Raw genomic sequence first — 17,837 nt, 5'->3', positions numbered from 1 at the left:
GCGTTCAACCATGCTCGAAATCAATGAATTCAATGCAATTCGTATCAGTCTCGCTTCACCAGAAGATATCCTGAGCTGGTCGCACGGTGAAGTAACCAAACCAGAGACGATTAATTATAGAACTCTGCGTCCTGAACGCGATGGCTTGTTCTGTGAAAAAATCTTCGGACCTACCCGCGATTGGGAATGTTACTGTGGGAAGTACAAACGTGTGCGTTATAAGGGCATTGTATGCGATAAATGTGGCGTAGAAGTCACCCGATCCAAAGTGCGACGCGATCGCATGGGTCATATCAAACTTGCCTCGCCTGTATCGCATATTTGGTTTGTTAAAGGCACACCATCGCGTTTGGGTTTACTTTTAGATATCTCGCCACGTAATCTTGAGCGAGTGCTTTATTTTGCCTCGTATATTATCACCGATGTCGATGATCTGGCATTGGGCAATGTACGTGAGCAAATGAAGACCGACTTTGGCGTGCGGCGCAAAGATCTCGAAGAAAAAATTATCGAACAACGTGGCGAAAAGGCAACCCGTTTAAGCAAAGACCTTGCGGCGATGGATAATGCCATGGAAGGCACGTTGGAGCGAACGCATGAACAATTTGCCCGCCAACGCCAAGAAATCGAAGATGAAGCCAATGCATTGCGCGAACACCTCGAAGAACTGATCGGCATCGACGCACTAGCCGATGAAGATATTGTTTATCGTGGCACGGTGCTGCTCGAAGAAAACGAGCCAGTGCGCGAACGCAGCTTGGAACAGCTCGAACAACTGATCGATCAAGAGCGCGAAAAGCTTGAACAACGCCGCGAATACGAGATTGAAAACGTGCGCTTGTTGGCCGACGGCGAGCGTGATCAACGCCAATCGGTGGCTGATGCTGAACAAGAACGGCTAACCACGGCCTTGATCAAACAGCTTGAAGATCTCAACAAAGAAGAAAAAGACAAGCTTGATCGCTTGGATGATATTCAGTTGCACCGGATTATTTCGGAAAACGAATATCGGATTCTGCGTGATTTAGCGCCCTACACCTTCAAGGCTGATATGGGTGCTGGCGCGGTGCGCGACATCGTATCGATGGTTGATCTCGACGAATTGTCGAACCAAATGCAAGCCGAAGTCCAAAGCTCATCGGGTCAACGCCGCAAGAAAGCCACCAAACGGCTGCGCGTGGTTGAAGCATTCCGCAAGAGCGGCAATCGTCCTGAATGGATGATTATGACCGTCTTGCCAGTGATTCCACCAGATTTGCGCCCGATGGTCCAGCTTGATGGTGGTCGGTTTGCGACCTCTGACTTGAACGACCTGTATCGACGGGTGATCAACCGCAACAACCGGCTCAAGCGCTTGATGGAGTTGAACGCTCCTGAAATCATCGTGCGCAACGAAAAACGTATGTTGCAAGAAGCGGTTGATGCCTTGATCGACAACGGTCGCCGTGGCCGCCCAGTCAGTGGCAAGGGCAAGCATCGCCTTAAGAGCCTGAGCGATATGCTCAAAGGCAAGCAAGGCCGCTTCCGCCAAAACCTCTTGGGTAAGCGGGTTGACTACTCAGGCCGTTCGGTGATTGTGGTCGGACCAACCCTGCAATTGCACCAATGTGGTTTGCCCAAGAAAATGGCCTTGGAATTGTTCAAGCCATTCGTCATGCGCCGCTTGGTCGATAAAGGCTTTGCCCACAACATCAAATCAGCCAAGCGCTTCGTTGAGCGGGTTCGCCCCGAAGTGTGGGATGTGCTCGAAGAAGTCATCAAAGACTACTTGGTATTGCTGAACCGTGCGCCTTCGCTGCACCGTTTGTCGATTCAAGCCTTTGAAGCCAAGCTGATCGAAGGCTCGGCGATTCAATTGCACCCCTTGGTGTGTGCCGCATTCAACGCCGACTTTGACGGCGACCAAATGGCTGTGCACGTACCATTGTCGCGCAAAGCCCAAGAAGAAGCCCGTCGTCGTATGATTTCAACCTACAACCTGTTGTCACCGGCAACTGGCGACCCAATTATTACGCCATCGCAAGACATCGTGTTGGGTTGTTTCTACCTGACCCAAGTTCGACCTGGGGCTAAGGGTGGCGGCAAGCGCTTTGGGTCAATTGACGAAGCTTTGTTGGCCTACACCAATGGTGTTGTACATATTCAAGCACCTGTTTGGATTGTGATCGAAGATTACATTCTGCCAGGCAGCGATTTGCGTGAAAAGGAATTGCCATCGTTGGATGGCGTTACGCCACGCGTTTTGATCGAAACCAGCGTTGGGCGGATCATCTTCAACAATGCGTTGCGCTACCAAGGCGAGCCAAAAGCTGGCGAAAACGGCTATCGCTCACCATTGCACTATCGCAACTTCTTGGTTGGCAAATCGGGATTGAAAGCCTTGATCGCCGACTGCTATCGCTTCCACTCACAGCGCGAGAACATCATCGCCGACGTGTATCAAGAATTAATTGAACGTTTCGGCCCTGAAACCTCGGAAGAATCGCTGTTGCGTTTCTATGCCTCAGAACGGACGGCGCGTTTGGCCGACCGGATCAAGGCCTTGGGCTTCAAGCACGCGACCTTGGGCGGGATGACCTTCTCGGCTTCGGACGTAGAAGTGCCTGATACCAAAGATGCAATTGTGCAAGAAACCTACAAGAAAGTGCAAGACATCGAAAAGATGCAACGTCGTGGTTTGATTACCGACGACGAGCGCTATCGTGAAGTGGTTACGGCGTGGCTCGATGCTACCAACCAAATCAAGGTTGAAGTTCAACGCTCATTGAATCCATTCGGGCCAGTTTCGATGATGTCAACCTCGGGTGCGCGTGGTAACGTCGAGCAAATTCGCCAGATGGCGGGGATGCGGGGCTTGACCACTGACCCAACCGGACGGATTATCGAATTGCCGATTACCGCCAACTTCCGCGAAGGCTTGAGCGTTATCGAGTACTTCATCTCAACCCACGGTGGTCGGAAAGGTTTGGCTGATACCGCCTTGCGGACAGCCGACGCTGGTTACTTGACCCGCCGTTTGGTGGACGTGGCCCAAGATGTGATCGTGACGATCGAAGATTGTGGCACAACCGAAGGTATGTGGATTCGGGTCAGTCGCGATATTTTGGCCTCGGTCGAAGATCGGATCGTTGGCCGCGTGACGGTGGCTCCGGTCACTAATCCCGTGACTGGTGAAGTCATTTTCGATACCGATAGCGAAATCTTAGAAGACGATGGCAAGCACATTGCGAATGTGCTGAAATCGTTGGACAAAGAGGCTCAAGCTGAATTTGGCATTTATGTCCGTTCGGTACTGACCTGTAACGCCGATTATGGCATTTGTCGCAAGTGCTATGGCCGCAACCTTGCCACTGGCAAGATGGTCGAAATTGGCGAAGCTGTCGGGATTATCGCGGCGCAATCGATTGGTGAGCCAGGGACGCAGCTGACCCTGCGGACGTTCCACACTGGTGGTGTGGCAACTGATACCGACATCACCCAAGGTTTGCCACGGGTGCAAGAAATCTTCGAAGCCCGGATTCCGAAAGGGAAAGCGGTGCTGGCTCAGATTGCTGGCCGTGTCCAGATTGTGCGCGAAGAAGAAGGCATTCGGCGCTTGCGGATCGTCTCTGAGGAAGTCTATACCGACGAGCAAATGTTGCCCAAAGATTACCGCGTGGTGGTCAAAAACGGCGATGCTGTCGAAATTGGCAACCTCTTGGCCGAAAGCAATGTCGATGGCGATGGTCGTGCACCATTGGTCGCAGGCCTAGCTGGCAACGTCTATGTTGACGATGATCGCTTGGTAATTCAAGCCAAAGACATCGAAGAACATGAAGAAGTGATTGCCCACGCTGCTCGTTTGCGGGTCAAAGATGGCGATTTGGTGCAAGTTGGCCAACAAATGACCGAAGGCTCATCTGACCCTCAAGAAATGCTGCAATTGCGTGGTCGCGAAGCAGTTCAAGAATACCTGACCAACGAAGCCCAAAAGGTCTATCGTTCGCAAGGTGTGGGGATCAACGATAAGCACATTGAAGTGATTGTGCGCCAAATGTTGCGACGGGTACGCATCGAAGAGCCAGGCGATACTGAACTCTTGCCAGGCGAATTGGTCGAACTCCACGAACTCAATCGGATCAATGCTTCGATTGTGAGCCAAGGTGGTGACCCAGCATTGGCAGTGCCAGTTTTGTTGGGGATTACCAAGGCCTCGTTGTCAACCGACTCATTCTTGTCGGCGGCCTCGTTCCAAGAAACCACGCGCGTGCTGACTGAAGCTGCCGTCAATGGCAAGATCGATTACCTGCGTGGCTTGAAAGAAAACGTGGTTATCGGCAAGCTGATTCCAGCTGGTACGGGGATGGAGCAACGGCGCAAATTGGCTGAAGAAGCCGCCTTGCGGGTTGCCCAAATCACCAGCACTCCCGCTGATCGCGAAGTTCCAGCAGCAACGCCTGCGCCAGCAGTGATGAGCGAACCCAAGCCCGCGCCACCACGCTCATTCGACGAAGCCTTGAACGCTGTCACCAACATCGACAGTGGCAATGGACCAAAGGATGACTTGTTTGCCCAAGCCATGGCTCGTTTGCAAGCTGAAGAAGGTCGTAAACCAACCCTGAGCGAACTCTTAGGCACCGACGAAGACGAGGAAAACGTCTAAGCAATAGCCCAAAAGTTCAATCAACAAAACACCGTTGGAGCCATTCCAACGGTGTTTTTGTGCTATTCCCCCAACCAGTGATCGCCTAGTACACTAAAACCCTTGCTAGCTAGCTGCGTACCTAGCACACAGCAATGCAGCGAAAGGAGCCAGAGCATGTTTGATTCATGGCGCAGTTTAGGCTTTCATCTAGCGGCAGGGTTTTACAACAGCGTTTTATGCGTGGTTATCGGCGGAATTCTGGGGTTTCTTACGCCACCGCCATGGTCATTTGCGCTGCTTGGCATCGCTTGGCTGGGCATTAGTGCCTATTGGGCTGGCGCTACTGATGGCCGTATTAGTAGTAGTTTCGCAGGCATGATTATTATCTGGCATGTGGTTATTTTGATGTTTGCAGGCATGGGCTGGCGCTATATGCGCTATACCGCTGGCAAAGAAACTATCAACAACATTACTGCTGCCGAAATCCCCTATTATCCAAATGGTGCAATCTTTTACTTCAATGATGCTGTGGTACAAACCAACTATGCCACCGTCCACAAAGTTGCCAGCAAAGATCGCAAAAGCTCACGCATCACCTACAGTTACTACAGTCTTGCGCCACTGACCACCAGCGATTGGCAATATGGTGACCCTGTGCCTGCTTGGGCCGCTTGCAATGCCGATTACAACATCGCTTGCTACGATTGGGATGAGCCGATTCGTAATGGCGCGTTGCCCGAAGAACTGTACCTTGATAAATACACCGTTGCCAAGCTCACAAACCTTGCCACATACGATTATGTAGAGCTAAACAACGCTTCAATGCTAGAAGTTGGCTCAGGCTCGAATAGCTTCAACACCGCCAAACGCTGGCAATGGCTATTCGTGTGGATCATCATGGTTTTGGTCTGGGCCGTGCCAATTGTGCTGATCGGTTGTGTACGCTTTACATGGCGTTGGTTGCGCAATAAATAGATAAGGAACAAATGATGAAAATTCAATGGCTAAACTTTGGGCGCACGTTGATAGTAGGGATACTGTTTGGTTTGTGGTGTGCAGTTCTGGGTGGGGCAATTGGTTTTTGGCTGGGCGAGTCAGCGTCCTATCTACTCGGTGTTATTGCTGGAATCGCCAGTATTTTCCTGTTTGTTCGCCTCAGCCATCGCTGGATCAATCATACACTGTTGGGCGTGATCTGTTTGTTGAATATTGGCACGCTGATCGGCACAGCGATTGGTACAAGTAGCGAACGCCTGTATTATGGTCAAGTTCAAATTGACAACATTCGGGCTGAGCAAATCAGCCAACATCCCGAAGCCATGATCTTCACGTTGGAGCAAGCAGTTGTGCAACATGAATATGGTGTAACCTTTGCTTACACTACCAGCGATGCTCGCCGCTCAAGCACAACCTGGCATGCGATTAGCGTTGCGCCGCTGACCAGCCCCGATTGGCAGCCCGACCAGCCAGTTCCAGCATGGGCCGTCTGTGGTGGCTATTTTGAATATGAATGTGAAGAGTGGCAGCAACCAATCAAGGCAGCGCTGATCTCAAAACCAACCAATCAAAATCCACAACAGACCGCGATCACCAAAAACCTTGATACTCATGGCTATAGCGCAATCGAAAATGCCCCGCGTCTGTATGTTGGCAGCAGCGTTGAGAGCTTGATGGCCGACCACCGCTTTATTTGGCGGTCTACATGGTTGTTCGTTAATGGGATATGGGCTGTGCCATTTTTCATCTTTGTGGGAGCCGAGCTGCTTTGGAATACGCTTAAGCAATTATTTACAAAAAAGCCAAGCTAGCATGAGCAATAGCTTGGCTGATTTTGGCTTAACGAATTGGTTCAACAATTACGGCACTACCATAGGCCAGCACTTCAGTCACGCCAGTGCTAATTTCGGTGGCATCGTAGCGCATCGCAATAATCGCGTTTGCCCCAATTTCGGCGGCATGCAACGACATAATTTCGAAGGCTTCCATGCGAGTTTGCTCACATAGCTTCGACCAAATGGTAATATTGCCGCCAACCAGGGTTTGAAATGATGCGCCAATTGTGCCAAAAACCGAGCGCGAACGTACCACAATGCCCCGTACAATCCCACGATTTTGCACAACTCGGAAGCCTGGCAAATCGAAGGTGGCTGAGATCATCCATGGTGGTACGATTTGAACTGGTGGTGGTTGAAGTGGTTGCGGTGCTTGGGGTTGCATACTTACTCCTGCACAATCAAATCGACAGCAGCATTAAGATTTGCGACCAGCATAGCATGCTCAGGCAAATCGTGTTGATGCTGTGTGCCGTAGCCAGTTGCCACCATAATTGCGGGTACGCCCAAATTGATGCCTGCTTGCACATCGAGCAGCTTATCGCCAATCATCCACGAACGACTGAGATCGATCGCGAATTCGGCTTGAGCTTGCTCGAACATACCCAAATTGGGTTTGCGACAAGCACAATCGCCCGTTACCTCAGGATGATGCGGGCAATAATACCAAGCATCAATATGGGCATTAAAGGGCTGTAACAATTCACTAATCCGCTGATGGACCAAATGCATATCCTCAGCGCGATAATAGCCACGAGCAATTCCTGATTGATTGGTCACGACCAACACCAAAAATCCAGCTTGATTCAAACGAGCGATCGCTTGACCAACAGTTTGCTCAAGCTGAACCAATTCGGGCTGATGCAGATAATTAACTTCAACATTGATCGTACCATCACGATCAATAAACACGGCTGGTTGGCTCATTGGTCTATCTCAACTATAAAATTTAATTAAAAAACGCAGAGATCATCACAATCTCTGCGCCATTGCGTCGATCAAGCTCGTTATTTGGCAAATAAAGCTTGTTCAGTCAGGTCGCATAACAAATGGCCGACGACCATCGAAATTTCTTGCACCAAATAGGGCAACTTGAATGGCACAACCAAAGCATGATCGCACAATGGCAAAATCTTGCCACCATCGCCACCAAGCAAGGCCAGAACGGGGTTGCCCAGTTCACGAGCAACTTCGGCAGCCTTGATCACATTGACTGAATTGCCACTGGTGGTCAGACAAACCAAGACATCCCCTGGGTTCATATGGGCTTTGACTTGGCGCGAAAACACCTGATCATAGCCATAATCGTTGCCCACAGCGGTTAAGGTTGAAGTATCGGTATGCAAGGCCAAGGCCGGAATAGGGCGGCGATCGATCAAATAGCGCCCGACAAATTCGGCGGCCAAGTGTTGAGCATCGGCGGCGCTGCCACCATTGCCACAAAAAATAGCCTTGTGGCCCTGTTGATAACACGCGATCAACACATTAGCCATGGTATTAATCGTTGCTGATTGTTCGGCCAAGACGCGCTCGGCCATCGCAATATGTTCACGAAAACTTTTTTCAATATAGGCGCTGTAATCAGCCACGGAAGCGACTCCTTTGATTTTAAAGCTCAAATACGCCAAGCATACCACAAAATCTTGCTCAGCGCAGATTATCACTATGTGGATTATGACGAACTAATTCATAGCATTGGTTATCCAAACCATCAAGCCAACAAGAAATAACAGTACCATCAAAAATGTCCATAGCTGCTCTAAATTGAGGGATGATTCACTTTTTTCTTGATAGGTGATCTGTTGGGGTGGCACTTGCGGTTGCAAGATTTGCTGGGCTGATAGTGCAGGCTTGGTCGCTGTCGGCAAGACGATTGTCGCAACTGCTGGGCGTTGGACGATTGTTGGTTGGCCGGCGCTGCTCATCAGGCTTGGCTGATTGTAAAAACTTTGTTGCAATTGCTGGATAAATTGATCGATGCTCGCAGGCCGTTCGTGGGCTGGCAACGCCATGGCTTGGGCTAAAACTGCTGCCATTGCAGGCGAAACCGCTGGATTTAAATTAACTGGATTGACCAACGGATCTGGCTGGCCATTAATCAAGCTGCTGGCGCGAGTGAGCGCATCGGCTGGCTCGCAATTGGTCAACAAATGATAAAGGGTTGCAGCAAAACTATAGACATCGCTGCGCTGATTGACTGGGCTGGTGGCTTGAATTTGCTCTAAGGCGGCGTAAGCCAAGGTATAGGCCACGACACTTTGGTTTGAGGAAGCCCATTGTTTAGCCAAGCCAAAATCGACCAAGATCAATTGGCCATCGGGGGTACGAATAATATTTTGCGGTTTAATATCACGATGAATGACAGGCGGCGTTTGATAATGCAAATAGCTGAGCGCTGGAGCAAGTGCCTTGGCCCACGCCAGCACCACATCTGGCTCAAAAGCAGCGCCACGTTGGAATAGCAACGTATCAAGATTCTCACCTTCGATCAAATCCATGATCAAAAAGGCGGCATCGCCAACTCGCTGTAAATCGTAAACTCGTGGCAATGATGGATGGCGCAAACGGGCCAAAATTTGGGCTTCGCGCTGCAAATTGCTCTGAAACGTGGCATCCTGACCACGAAAATATTTGATTGCGACCTGATGATTAAGCTGTTGATCGAAGGCGGCATAGACCGTGCCCATACCACCTTGGCCAATTAAGCGCAAAATTTGGTAGCGCCCAAGTAAAACTGAACCAACCCCTAAACTCATAACTGCTCCCTAACCCAAATATTGACATGCTCCAATAAAAATGATAATCAGCAGAAAAAACAATACATTCATAACCTGGCTTGGGCTGATCACGTCGTCATCATCGTCAAGTGCTGCGTTAATTCTGCTCTTGGTTGCATCTTGAGCAATCATCCATTGCGGATTATTAAGCGGGCTAAATGGCTTAGGATCTTCGCGGTCTTGGTACAGTTGCTGATAATTGGGCATACTCCATTGGGCGCGACTCATCTGCTCAGCCGCACTCCAGCGCGAGATCGAGCGGCGTGGACGCGGTGGAGCAGCCGGAGTTGAAGCCGGAGCCGGACGTGGCTCGAAGCGCCGTGGCGTGGCATAACTCACCCCATCAGGCAACTGCGAATCAACCCGAATTGTCGGCTGCCCAGCACTGTTAGCCGCAATCAAGGGCACGCTGACTGTTGCTGATTGCGCTGCTTGCAATAAACTGACGACCGCACTAATGCTTGCTGGGCGGGCATCAGCGCGTAACGCCAAACTATCCATCAGCACCCGATCAAGCGCTGGCGTAACTGTGTTATTTAGGCTACTTGGCAAGGGCAACGGGTCAGGGTTGGCATAAATTTGGGCACTGGCCCGAGTCAAGGCATCAACTGGCTCGCGATTGGTTAGCAAATGATAGAGCGTTGCGCCAAAGCCATAGACATCGCTGCGTTGATCCAGCGTGTTCGTGCCCTGAATCTGCTCCAACGAAGCATAGGGCAGGGTATAGGCAATCACGCTTTGCTGGCCGGTTGACCATTGTTTGGCCAAGCCAAAATCGAGCAAAATCAATTTGCCAGCAGGTGTACGCATCACATTATGCGGCTTGATATCGCGATGAATCACGGGCGGCGTTTGTTGATGCAGGTAGCTCAATGGCTCGGCCAAGGTTGCTGCCCACGCCACCACGGTTGCAGGCTCGAAGCCGCTGCCGCGTTGGCTTAGCAACGTGCCAAGGGTTTCGCCCTCGATCAAATCCATGATTAAATAGGCATCATCGTTCTCGCGGCGAATATCATAGACGCGGGGCAAGGCGGAGTGTTGCAACCGCGCCAAAATTTGGGCTTCGCGGTCGAGGCTGGCGTGCAAAGCAGGATCGTGATTGCGAAAGTGTTTAATCGCGACAGGCGTATTCAATTGGCGATCAAACGCTGCATAGACAGCGCTCATACCGCCTTGGCCGATTGCCCGCACGATGTGATAACGCCCCAACAATTCGGTTCCTGCTTGAAGCAACATACCTAACTCACAATCTCACGATAAAGTTCTTCAATCTGATCGAGCATGCGCTGTGGACTGAACGTGCTGCTCGCGCGTTGACGACCGTTAGCTCCAAATTGCGCCCGCAAGCCTGGATTTTCCAACAGCACAGTGATTGCCCGCGCCAGTGCCGCCGGATCGGCTGGTGGCACAACAAACCCAGTTTGGCCGTGGGCGTTGACAAAACTTGTGCCAGTGCCCAACTCAGTGCTGACAATTGGAATTCCAGCGGCTAATGCTTCGAGTTGCACGATGCCAAATGCTTCTGCTCGTAAATGAGATGGTAGCACAAATACATCGGCAGCGGCATAGTAATTTGGTAAGGCTTGATCCGGGACTTCGCCAGCCCATATAATACGTTCGCCAACACCCAAGCGTTGCGCCAACTCGCGCAAACGAGCTTCCTCAGGGCCAATGCCGACCAACACCAATTTGGCCTTGGGAATTTTTGGCAAGGCTTCGAGCAAAAAGTGCAGGCCTTTGTAATGGCGGAAGCGCCCAACAAACAACACCATGGGTGCTGCAACCTGCTCACGCAACGCCTGAATCGCCGCATGATCAAGTTGATTGAAGCGCTCGGTATCGACGCTCAAGGGAATTACGCGGCATTTGGCGGCATGAGGAGCCAACCATGGCGAGGTTTGGATATACTGCGGGCTGGCCGCGATAATTCGATCGGCGGCGTTCAAAGTACGGGTAAGCAATGGTCGATAGAGTTGCAACAAACGGCGTTGGCGCACAATATCGCTTTGATAAGTAATCACCAATTTAGCCTTGCCACCACGCAGCCAATACAGCAAATCGCCAGGTGGGAAGGGATGATGCAAATGGATAATATCGGCGGGTACACGCCAACTTAATGGCAAACTCATCGGGCTAATCGGGGTTGATGCCTTGCGCAACCATTGGGCTGCTTTAATAATCGCTACACCATTACGGCGCTCGATTTCGGTTTTTGGGTAGGTATTGCTGACTGCCACCGTAACTTGATGGCCGCGTTCAGCCAAGCCCTCAGCCACTACCCGAATATGGTTTTCCATGCCACCAAGCACTGGAAAATAATCTTTATAGACATGAAGAATATGCATTGCTAGGGTGATACTCGCGCTCAAATAATTGCTGAGCACATTATAGAACATTGAGAAAAGGATGAGGGATGAGGGATGAAGGATGAAATGGGAGGGAAGGGTCGAGGGATCGTAGGCAGGTTTAACGCAGCGGCGCAAAGAACAGAGATTAGGGTTCAGGGGCTAGGGGTCAGCCCATACGCTACGAAACCTTCGTGTGCTTCGTGTCCTTCGTGGATCAAGCTTTAACCATAGGCTATGGGCTATCGGAAATTGGTCGGAATACCAAAAGCCCATAGCCTATAGCCTATAGCCTGATTACCTTAGGTGCTATTCGGGGATGATAAATTCTTGGCCGACGTGAATTACATCAGGGTTGGGAATGCGGTCGCGATTGGCTTGATAAATTCGTTTCCACTGCATTTCATCGCCATAAAAGCGTTGGGCAATCGCTCGCATGGTGTCACCAGACCGCACAGTATAGGTGCGTTGAACTGGTAGTGGGGTGCTTGCATCGGGAATCACAAATTCTTGGCCAACGCTAATCACATCGGGATTATTGCCAATAATTGCCCGATTGGCTTCATAAATTCGTCGCCATTGAGCTGCATCGCCATAGAAGCGGGCTGAAATTTTGCCCAAGGTATCACCACCTTGAACCGTGTAGCGTTGTTCAGCGGCAGCTTCAGCCTTAGCTGCTTCGGCTTTGGCAGCCTCGGCTTTAGCGACTTCTTGGGCTTTGGCAGCTTCTTGAGCTTGACGCAACGCATCTGCAACCGCATTGTTGGTTGCAGCCGACTGAGCTTCGGCCTTTTCACGAGCTTCTTTGGCTGCTTCTTGAGCATCTTTGATCACATTTACTGCATTGGAGACTGATGATGAGGCTGCTTCTTCCTGTTTCTCTTGAATATCGTGCAAGCGCTCCATCATTTGGCCAATCACGTTACCAGGGGCTGGGGCAGTGGGCTTGGCTTCGGCACTCTCGCGGCTTTGCTCAATTGCATCCTTCATTTGATCAGCCAAATTACCAAACAAACCCTTCTTTTCCTTGTCGGCCATGGTTCAACTCCTTTAGCAAGCGGTTGTCACGCAGGCATATATAAGCATTATAGATGCCAACGGGCACAATGCAATGGTTGATCCTTGCGTTTGCTCTTGCAGATCAGGTATGCTTAAGCAACATTCCAAAGGCTGGCCCGTACTACCCAACAGTAGTCAGTAGGAGCAAAACGCTATGTGGAAACGAATCAAAGACCTTATCCGCGCTTGGTTGCACGCCTTGTTTGATCGCGCTGAAAACCCCGTAACCATGGCCGATGAGTATATTCGCCAGCTTGAGGCGCAATATGGCGAGGCCAAACGTGCAACGGCTATGGCCATGGGTCAGGCCACACGTATGGAGCAAAAGCGCGATGAAAACCGTAAGCAAGCCGAGGATTGGGAACGCAAAGCTGTCAATGCGCTTGAACGTGGCGACGAAGAATTGGCTCGTTCAGCTTTGGAACGCAAGCGCCACTTCAGCGCTGCCGCCAGCGAATATGCAACCCAATCGGAAACTCAAAATGCCCAAGTTAAAGATTTTCGGAATTCGATCAGCCGTTTGGAACTGCAAATTAATGAAGCTCGCGCCAAACGCGATTTGATCAAAGCTAAAACTAGCCGTGCCGATTCGCAAGAAGCCGCCACTCGTGCGCTGCAAAATATGCAAGGCAGTGGCGAATTGGGCGATCGCTTGGGAGCAATGGAAGAACGAATTGATGATCGGTTGTACAAAGCTGAAGCCATGGCCAAATTAGAAGGCGATTCGTTGGAAAATAAATTTCGCAATTTGGAGCAAGAAACCTCGCTCGAATCAGAATTGGCAGCGCTCAAAGCTAAAGTCAATCAAAGCTAAATCTGTTAATTTGATTGAGCACAAAACCCTCTGTTTGTTGATCGCAGAGGGTTTTTAATTATTGTTACGTGCCAGCCAGTACATCGGCCACGCTCAGCCAGCCAAATTTGGGGAATAGCTTGCCAACCTGGGTTGAAAACAGCAGTGAATCACCCAAAACCACTTGGGGCGTGCCTTCAACCACGACCTCGCCTTCGCCCAACAGGACCACTCGTTGGGCACACAACGCCACAAATTCCACATCGTGGGTTACCACGATGATGCCATGTTGCTCGCTGGCCAAGCTTTGTAGAAAATTGGCTAATTGCTGTTTGGCAGCGTAATCCAAGCCCCGAGTTGGTTCATCGAGCAAGAGAATTTGCGGGCGAGCCACCACAATTGCAGCAAAGGCAGCTCGTTGAGCCTCGCCACCCGAAAGATCACGCGGGTGACGCTCACGCAGATGCAGCAAATTCAAGCGTTGCAAGGTTTGTTCAATCTGCGCTGGATCAGCCGCTTGACCATGGTTGGTAAGCGTCCACGCTAATTCTTGCTCCAAACTGGGGTGAAACAGAATATCACTTGGGTTTTGCGGCACAAAGCCAATCTGCTGGGCCAATTGCTCAACTGGGCGATTGGTGATCGGCTGTTGTTGTAGTAGCACCCGCCCACGAATTGGTTGTTGCAAGCCCACCAAATGGCGCAATAAGGTGGTTTTGCCGGAGCCGTTACGACCCATAATTGCCACAATTTCGCCAGCGTACAAACGCACATTTACGCCTTGCAGGGCAGGTTGATCGGCATAACTGGCATCTAACGCTTCGGAGCGCAAGAGTTCTGGGCCAACTGTGGTAACCGGCTTTGGTTGGGCTTGGGGTGTAATTAGCTGTTGACGCGCGGCAGCACGACCTTGCTTGATCGTCAGCGGCAAGGGCTGCCAATTGAAATGGCGGGCAACTTCGACCAATGGCGGGGCAAATGGCATCTGGGCCAAAACTACCTGTGGTGTATCGGCTAAGCCAATTTTGCCCGCATGCATCCAGATAATTCGATCGACATATTGCACCACCCGCTCTAAACGATGCTCCGAGAGCACAATCGTCAAGCCCAAATCGGCGTTGAGCTTTTGCAGGGCAGTCAATACTTCTTCAGCAGTGTGGGGGTCGAGCTGTGAGGTTGGTTCATCGAGCACCAAAATTTGCGGCTGAACGGTTAATGCAGCAGCAATTGCCACGCGCTGGCGTTCGCCGCCAGACAAGCTAGTCAATGAACGATGGCGCAAATGGGCAATTTCAAGCTGATCGAGCGCTTCTTCAATTCGGCGGCGCATAATCGCTTGCGGCAAACCAGCGTTTTCCATGGCAAAAGCCAGTTCATCCTCGACAATTTCGACCACAAACTGAGCATCGGGGTCTTGAAACACAAAACCGACCAATTCAGCCAAATCGCGCGGCGAGTTGCGGCGGGTATCACGGCCACAGACTTTTAATTGGCCTTGCCATGTGCCACCATGAAAATGCGGAATTAAGCCGTTGATCGCGCGAAGCAGGCTTGATTTGCCGCTGCCTGAAGCACCACAAACCAATACAAACTCGCCTTCGGCAATCTGCAAGGTACAGCGATCGAGTGCTGGCGCAGTGGCTTGGGGATAGTAATAGCAAACCTGTTGAAAATCAATCACGCCACGCTCAATTCAGGCTCAATCTTTATCACGATAGCGATCAACCACGGTCGGCGTTTCGCGGCCACTCAGCACATTGACAATATCATAATCGCGCTGACGATTGGCGATATCGTCGTTATAGCGCTTGACCTTACGATCAAATTCATCGTGCTCCCAATTGCGCTGGGTCTCATTATCCCAACGGCGGCGCAAATAGATTGGCCCAATTATCAAGACCAAGCCACCAACGATCATCGTTAGGGTCAAACCAATCACAAAACCATTCATGAGTACGACCTCCTAGTAATCATGAATTATACCATTGCGATCGAAGGGTCAGGGGTCATGGCCAGGTTTTGATCCACGAAGGCCACGAAGGACTCCTGTCGTATGGACTGAACACTAGCCCCTGACCCCTCTATTTTAGAAAACCATGCCGCTTGGTCGCACTAAGCTGCGATCGATGCTGGCTAAATTGGGGCGGCCACATAGCGCCATCGAGCGTTGCAATTCACGCTGCATGGTCGTCAGCACATCGGCAACCCCAGCACTACCCGCCACTGCCAAGCCCCATAAGACTGGCCGCCCAAGCATAATTGCCTGCGCTCCTAAGGCCAAGGCTTTAAGCGCATCGCTGCCGCGGCGAATCCCGCCATCGATATAAATTTCGCACGGGCTTTGCGCCAATGCTGCGACAACTTCGGGCAAGGCTTCAAGCGTGGTAACTGTACCATCAATTTGGCGGCCACCATGATTTGACACCACGATCGCCGCCGCGCCTGCCTCTGCCGCCAACAGCGCATCCTCAGCGGTCAAAATCCCTTTGACGATGATGGGCAAACTGGTCACTGAGCGCAACCAAGCGATCGATTCCCAAGTTAACCCAGCATCGAACATATCGGCTTTGGGGTCGGGCAAGGCATTCGGGCCAGCACGCCGATAGTTCTGAGCGGCAGGCACATCGCGAAAATTGGCCATACTCAGATGAGCAGGCACGCCAAAACCACTGCGTAACTCACGCTCGCGCCGCCCAAGCCACGGGCGATCAATCGTCAACATCAAAGCTTGATAGCCAGCAGCTTCGGCGCGAGCAATCAAACGCTCCGACACGCTGCGATCACGATAGACATACAATTGAAACCAGAGCGGGCATTCGGCGGCAGCCGCAACTTCTTCCAACGAGCGGGTGGCGAGCGTGCTTACGGTGAAAATTGAGCCAGCTTGAGCCACACCGCGTGCAGTTTCACATTCGCCCTCAGCATGGGCCAAGCCATGGTAGGCCGATGGTGCAACCAAAATTGGCGAATCAAGCGGCTTGCCTAGCAGAGTTGTAGCGGTTGAGACTTCACGCACATCGACCAAAAAGCGTGGGCGCAAACGTACCTGCTCAAACGAAAGCAGATTCGCTCGCAAAGTCACTTCATCCTCGCAGCCACCTGCATAATAATCGCAGGTTGGGCCATCCAACAGCGTCATTGCCTGTTGCTCATACTCGTGGAGATTAATCGGCTTGCTCATTGCAGCGATCCTTTCGCAGCCTGAAATAATCCGGTGGCTCTAGTGTAGCAGATGCTCAAGCCAATTTCAGTAGCACAATTGAGCCAATCGTTAGCGCTGCGAGCGGATAAACAGCAGCATTGGAATTGCAAGGATTGATAAGGTTAATATTGCTCCCGCAAAATCATAGGCAAGAATAAAATCGGCATTATTATCAAGTTGATCTTTATAAAATGGCTTAATGATTATTGGAATAGTGCTAACTTCGTTGTTTTGCTTAAACTTATACATATCAATATAGGTAAAATCAAACTCTCGCTCACAATTAGGATAGGTGGGAACAGAATGCAGGGCTGGCATATGTTTGAGGTAAAATCGATACCTATATATATCATTGTTATATATGTAGCGTTCACTATCATTATAGAGATCGGTATACATTGGGTAAAATTCAAGATCAGTAGTTTGGCTTTGAATCGCATTAGGAAACATTTTTATGCCTTCGCCTAATGGTTGATATGTTTCATTAGCAACTATAATCATTGAGTAGCAATAAAGCGGCGGTTTTTGATTGAAATTATAAAAATCAATATGAAAAATAACTATTATTAAAAATAATTTACTTAATAATATGGCTACTACTAATTTTTTGGTATATAATTTATTTCTAAATAGAATAACCAAAATCACACCATACATGATCGATAAAAAGATTAATCCAATGCCAATAATAGTTACAGTCATTAATATTCCATCTATTGATTGCGTAAATTGAAAACCATAATAATTAAAGTCGTTAATATCGGCTTTGTATTCAACATCAAATGGTTGAGTATAGGTTTTAGTGCTGGCAATAACTTCTAATACAAATGAATAATGCTGTGGCGCAAAACTATCTTGGCATTCAAGCGTTGCAATAGGCTTAATGCCAAAAAAGTTTTCTAGATCAACAAACTTAACATGGTTATTTTTTTGATTGAAATTGAAACTAAATTGGGTCGATGGATTATTCACTAAGGCAAATTGTAAGGTGATTGGTTTAGTCGGGGCTGGTTCAATCGCCAGAATCCGATCAATCATCACCAAACGTTGACCTGTTGGCAGTTGGGTGGTTGGGGTATTTATGAGTGGACGAAAGCAATCAAGTTGCGCTAGTGGCTCTTGGCAACCAACCAACAGCAGCACCATTCCAGCCAATAATAAGCGCCGTAGCATAGCCTTGCTCCTTCTAAATCGTAATAGAAGTA

The 17,837-nt window shown here is 50.1% G+C and carries 15 protein-coding genes; 4 read left to right on the top strand and 11 right to left on the bottom strand.

Going from position 1 to position 17,837, the window contains the following annotated elements; translation table 11 throughout:
- Positions 1 to 10: 10 nt before the first annotated feature.
- The 3 genes from rpoC (at position 11) to DEF47_RS24450 (ending at position 6,432) form a co-directional block, all read left to right on the top strand.
- Positions 11 to 4,642: a DNA-directed RNA polymerase subunit beta' gene (rpoC, locus tag DEF47_RS24460; protein ID WP_012187802.1), complete on the top strand. Its 4,632-nt coding sequence runs from the start codon at positions 11 to 13 to the stop codon at positions 4,640 to 4,642.
- Between the two features lie 156 nt (positions 4,643 to 4,798).
- Positions 4,799 to 5,599, top strand: a complete 801-nt coding sequence (locus DEF47_RS24455; protein ID WP_012187801.1) for a hypothetical protein — start codon at positions 4,799 to 4,801, stop codon at positions 5,597 to 5,599.
- A gap of 11 nt (positions 5,600 to 5,610) precedes the next feature.
- Positions 5,611 to 6,432: a hypothetical protein gene (locus DEF47_RS24450; protein ID WP_012187800.1), complete on the top strand. Its 822-nt coding sequence runs from the start codon at positions 5,611 to 5,613 to the stop codon at positions 6,430 to 6,432.
- Between the two features lie 28 nt (positions 6,433 to 6,460).
- Here the strand turns inward: DEF47_RS24450 and DEF47_RS24445 are convergent, their stop codons facing one another.
- From DEF47_RS24445 to DEF47_RS24415, 7 genes are all read right to left on the bottom strand, one after another.
- On the bottom strand, positions 6,461 to 6,841 hold the full coding sequence (locus tag DEF47_RS24445) for a YbjQ family protein (protein ID WP_012187799.1): 381 nt from the start codon (positions 6,839 to 6,841) through the stop codon (positions 6,461 to 6,463).
- Positions 6,842 to 6,843: 2 nt separating this feature from the next.
- A complete protein-coding gene (locus DEF47_RS24440; protein ID WP_012187798.1) occupies positions 6,844 to 7,383 on the bottom strand; it encodes a D-glycero-alpha-D-manno-heptose-1,7-bisphosphate 7-phosphatase in 540 nt (179 codons plus the stop codon).
- A gap of 80 nt (positions 7,384 to 7,463) precedes the next feature.
- On the bottom strand, positions 7,464 to 7,994 hold the full coding sequence (locus tag DEF47_RS24435; RefSeq protein ID WP_502697259.1) for a D-sedoheptulose-7-phosphate isomerase: 531 nt from the start codon (positions 7,992 to 7,994) through the stop codon (positions 7,464 to 7,466).
- 144 nt (positions 7,995 to 8,138) lie between these two features.
- Positions 8,139 to 9,212, bottom strand: a complete 1,074-nt coding sequence (locus DEF47_RS24430; protein WP_012187796.1) for a serine/threonine protein kinase — start codon at positions 9,210 to 9,212, stop codon at positions 8,139 to 8,141.
- A 9-nt stretch (positions 9,213 to 9,221) separates the two neighbouring features.
- Entirely contained in the window at positions 9,222 to 10,469 is a 1,248-nt protein-coding gene (locus tag DEF47_RS24425; RefSeq protein WP_012187795.1) for a serine/threonine protein kinase, read from the bottom strand.
- A gap of 2 nt (positions 10,470 to 10,471) precedes the next feature.
- The gene (locus DEF47_RS24420) at positions 10,472 to 11,578 is read right to left on the bottom strand and encodes a glycosyltransferase (protein WP_041305112.1); all 1,107 of its coding nucleotides are present in this window, start codon (positions 11,576 to 11,578) and stop codon (positions 10,472 to 10,474) included.
- Positions 11,579 to 11,887: 309 nt separating this feature from the next.
- Positions 11,888 to 12,616 (bottom strand): LysM peptidoglycan-binding domain-containing protein, encoded by a 729-nt coding sequence (locus DEF47_RS24415; protein ID WP_012187793.1) that lies wholly within the window; start codon positions 12,614 to 12,616, stop codon positions 11,888 to 11,890.
- 175 nt (positions 12,617 to 12,791) lie between these two features.
- Here DEF47_RS24415 and DEF47_RS24410 point away from each other — a divergent pair, with 175 nt between their 5' ends.
- Positions 12,792 to 13,451, top strand: a complete 660-nt coding sequence (locus DEF47_RS24410; RefSeq protein ID WP_012187792.1) for a PspA/IM30 family protein — start codon at positions 12,792 to 12,794, stop codon at positions 13,449 to 13,451.
- Between the two features lie 64 nt (positions 13,452 to 13,515).
- Here the strand turns inward: DEF47_RS24410 and DEF47_RS24405 are convergent, their stop codons facing one another.
- The 4 genes from DEF47_RS24405 to DEF47_RS24390 form a co-directional block, all read right to left on the bottom strand.
- Positions 13,516 to 15,111 (bottom strand): ABC transporter ATP-binding protein, encoded by a 1,596-nt coding sequence (locus DEF47_RS24405; protein ID WP_012187791.1) that lies wholly within the window; start codon positions 15,109 to 15,111, stop codon positions 13,516 to 13,518.
- Positions 15,112 to 15,129: 18 nt separating this feature from the next.
- Positions 15,130 to 15,381: a hypothetical protein gene (locus tag DEF47_RS24400; RefSeq protein ID WP_012187790.1), complete on the bottom strand. Its 252-nt coding sequence runs from the start codon at positions 15,379 to 15,381 to the stop codon at positions 15,130 to 15,132.
- A gap of 135 nt (positions 15,382 to 15,516) precedes the next feature.
- Entirely contained in the window at positions 15,517 to 16,611 is a 1,095-nt protein-coding gene (locus DEF47_RS24395; RefSeq protein WP_012187789.1) for an alpha-hydroxy acid oxidase, read from the bottom strand.
- A gap of 90 nt (positions 16,612 to 16,701) precedes the next feature.
- Entirely contained in the window at positions 16,702 to 17,805 is a 1,104-nt protein-coding gene (locus DEF47_RS24390; RefSeq protein WP_012187788.1) for a hypothetical protein, read from the bottom strand.
- Positions 17,806 to 17,837: the final 32 nt, after the last annotated feature.

The organism is Herpetosiphon sp. (genome assembly GCF_003512625.1).
GTDB lineage: Bacteria > Chloroflexota > Chloroflexia > Chloroflexales > Herpetosiphonaceae > Herpetosiphon > Herpetosiphon aurantiacus.
The sequence above is the reverse complement of the archived record's forward strand: the minus strand, read 5'-3'. Positions and strand labels throughout refer to the sequence as shown.

What these genes read in the sequence shown, in the direction of transcription:
- DEF47_RS24415 (WP_012187793.1), bottom strand. Translation starts at nt 12,616, where the DNA reads ATGGCCGACAAGGAAAAGAAGGGTTTGTTTGGTAATTTGGCTGATCAA.
- DEF47_RS24450 (WP_012187800.1), top strand. Translation starts at nt 5,611, where the DNA reads ATGATGAAAATTCAATGGCTAAACTTTGGGCGCACGTTGATAGTAGGG.
- DEF47_RS24420 (WP_041305112.1), bottom strand. Translation starts at nt 11,578, where the DNA reads ATGCATATTCTTCATGTCTATAAAGATTATTTTCCAGTGCTTGGTGGC.
- DEF47_RS24430 (WP_012187796.1), bottom strand. Translation starts at nt 9,212, where the DNA reads ATGAGTTTAGGGGTTGGTTCAGTTTTACTTGGGCGCTACCAAATTTTG.
- DEF47_RS24400 (WP_012187790.1), bottom strand. Translation starts at nt 15,381, where the DNA reads ATGAATGGTTTTGTGATTGGTTTGACCCTAACGATGATCGTTGGTGGC.
- DEF47_RS24395 (WP_012187789.1), bottom strand. Translation starts at nt 16,611, where the DNA reads ATGAGCAAGCCGATTAATCTCCACGAGTATGAGCAACAGGCAATGACG.
- DEF47_RS24445 (WP_012187799.1), bottom strand. Translation starts at nt 6,841, where the DNA reads ATGCAACCCCAAGCACCGCAACCACTTCAACCACCACCAGTTCAAATC.
- DEF47_RS24440 (WP_012187798.1), bottom strand. Translation starts at nt 7,383, where the DNA reads ATGAGCCAACCAGCCGTGTTTATTGATCGTGATGGTACGATCAATGTT.
- rpoC (WP_012187802.1), top strand. Translation starts at nt 11, where the DNA reads ATGCTCGAAATCAATGAATTCAATGCAATTCGTATCAGTCTCGCTTCA.
- DEF47_RS24455 (WP_012187801.1), top strand. Translation starts at nt 4,799, where the DNA reads ATGTTTGATTCATGGCGCAGTTTAGGCTTTCATCTAGCGGCAGGGTTT.
- DEF47_RS24410 (WP_012187792.1), top strand. Translation starts at nt 12,792, where the DNA reads ATGTGGAAACGAATCAAAGACCTTATCCGCGCTTGGTTGCACGCCTTG.
- DEF47_RS24425 (WP_012187795.1), bottom strand. Translation starts at nt 10,469, where the DNA reads ATGTTGCTTCAAGCAGGAACCGAATTGTTGGGGCGTTATCACATCGTG.
- DEF47_RS24390 (WP_012187788.1), bottom strand. Translation starts at nt 17,805, where the DNA reads ATGCTACGGCGCTTATTATTGGCTGGAATGGTGCTGCTGTTGGTTGGT.
- DEF47_RS24435 (WP_502697259.1), bottom strand. Translation starts at nt 7,994, where the DNA reads ATGGCCGAGCGCGTCTTGGCCGAACAATCAGCAACGATTAATACCATG.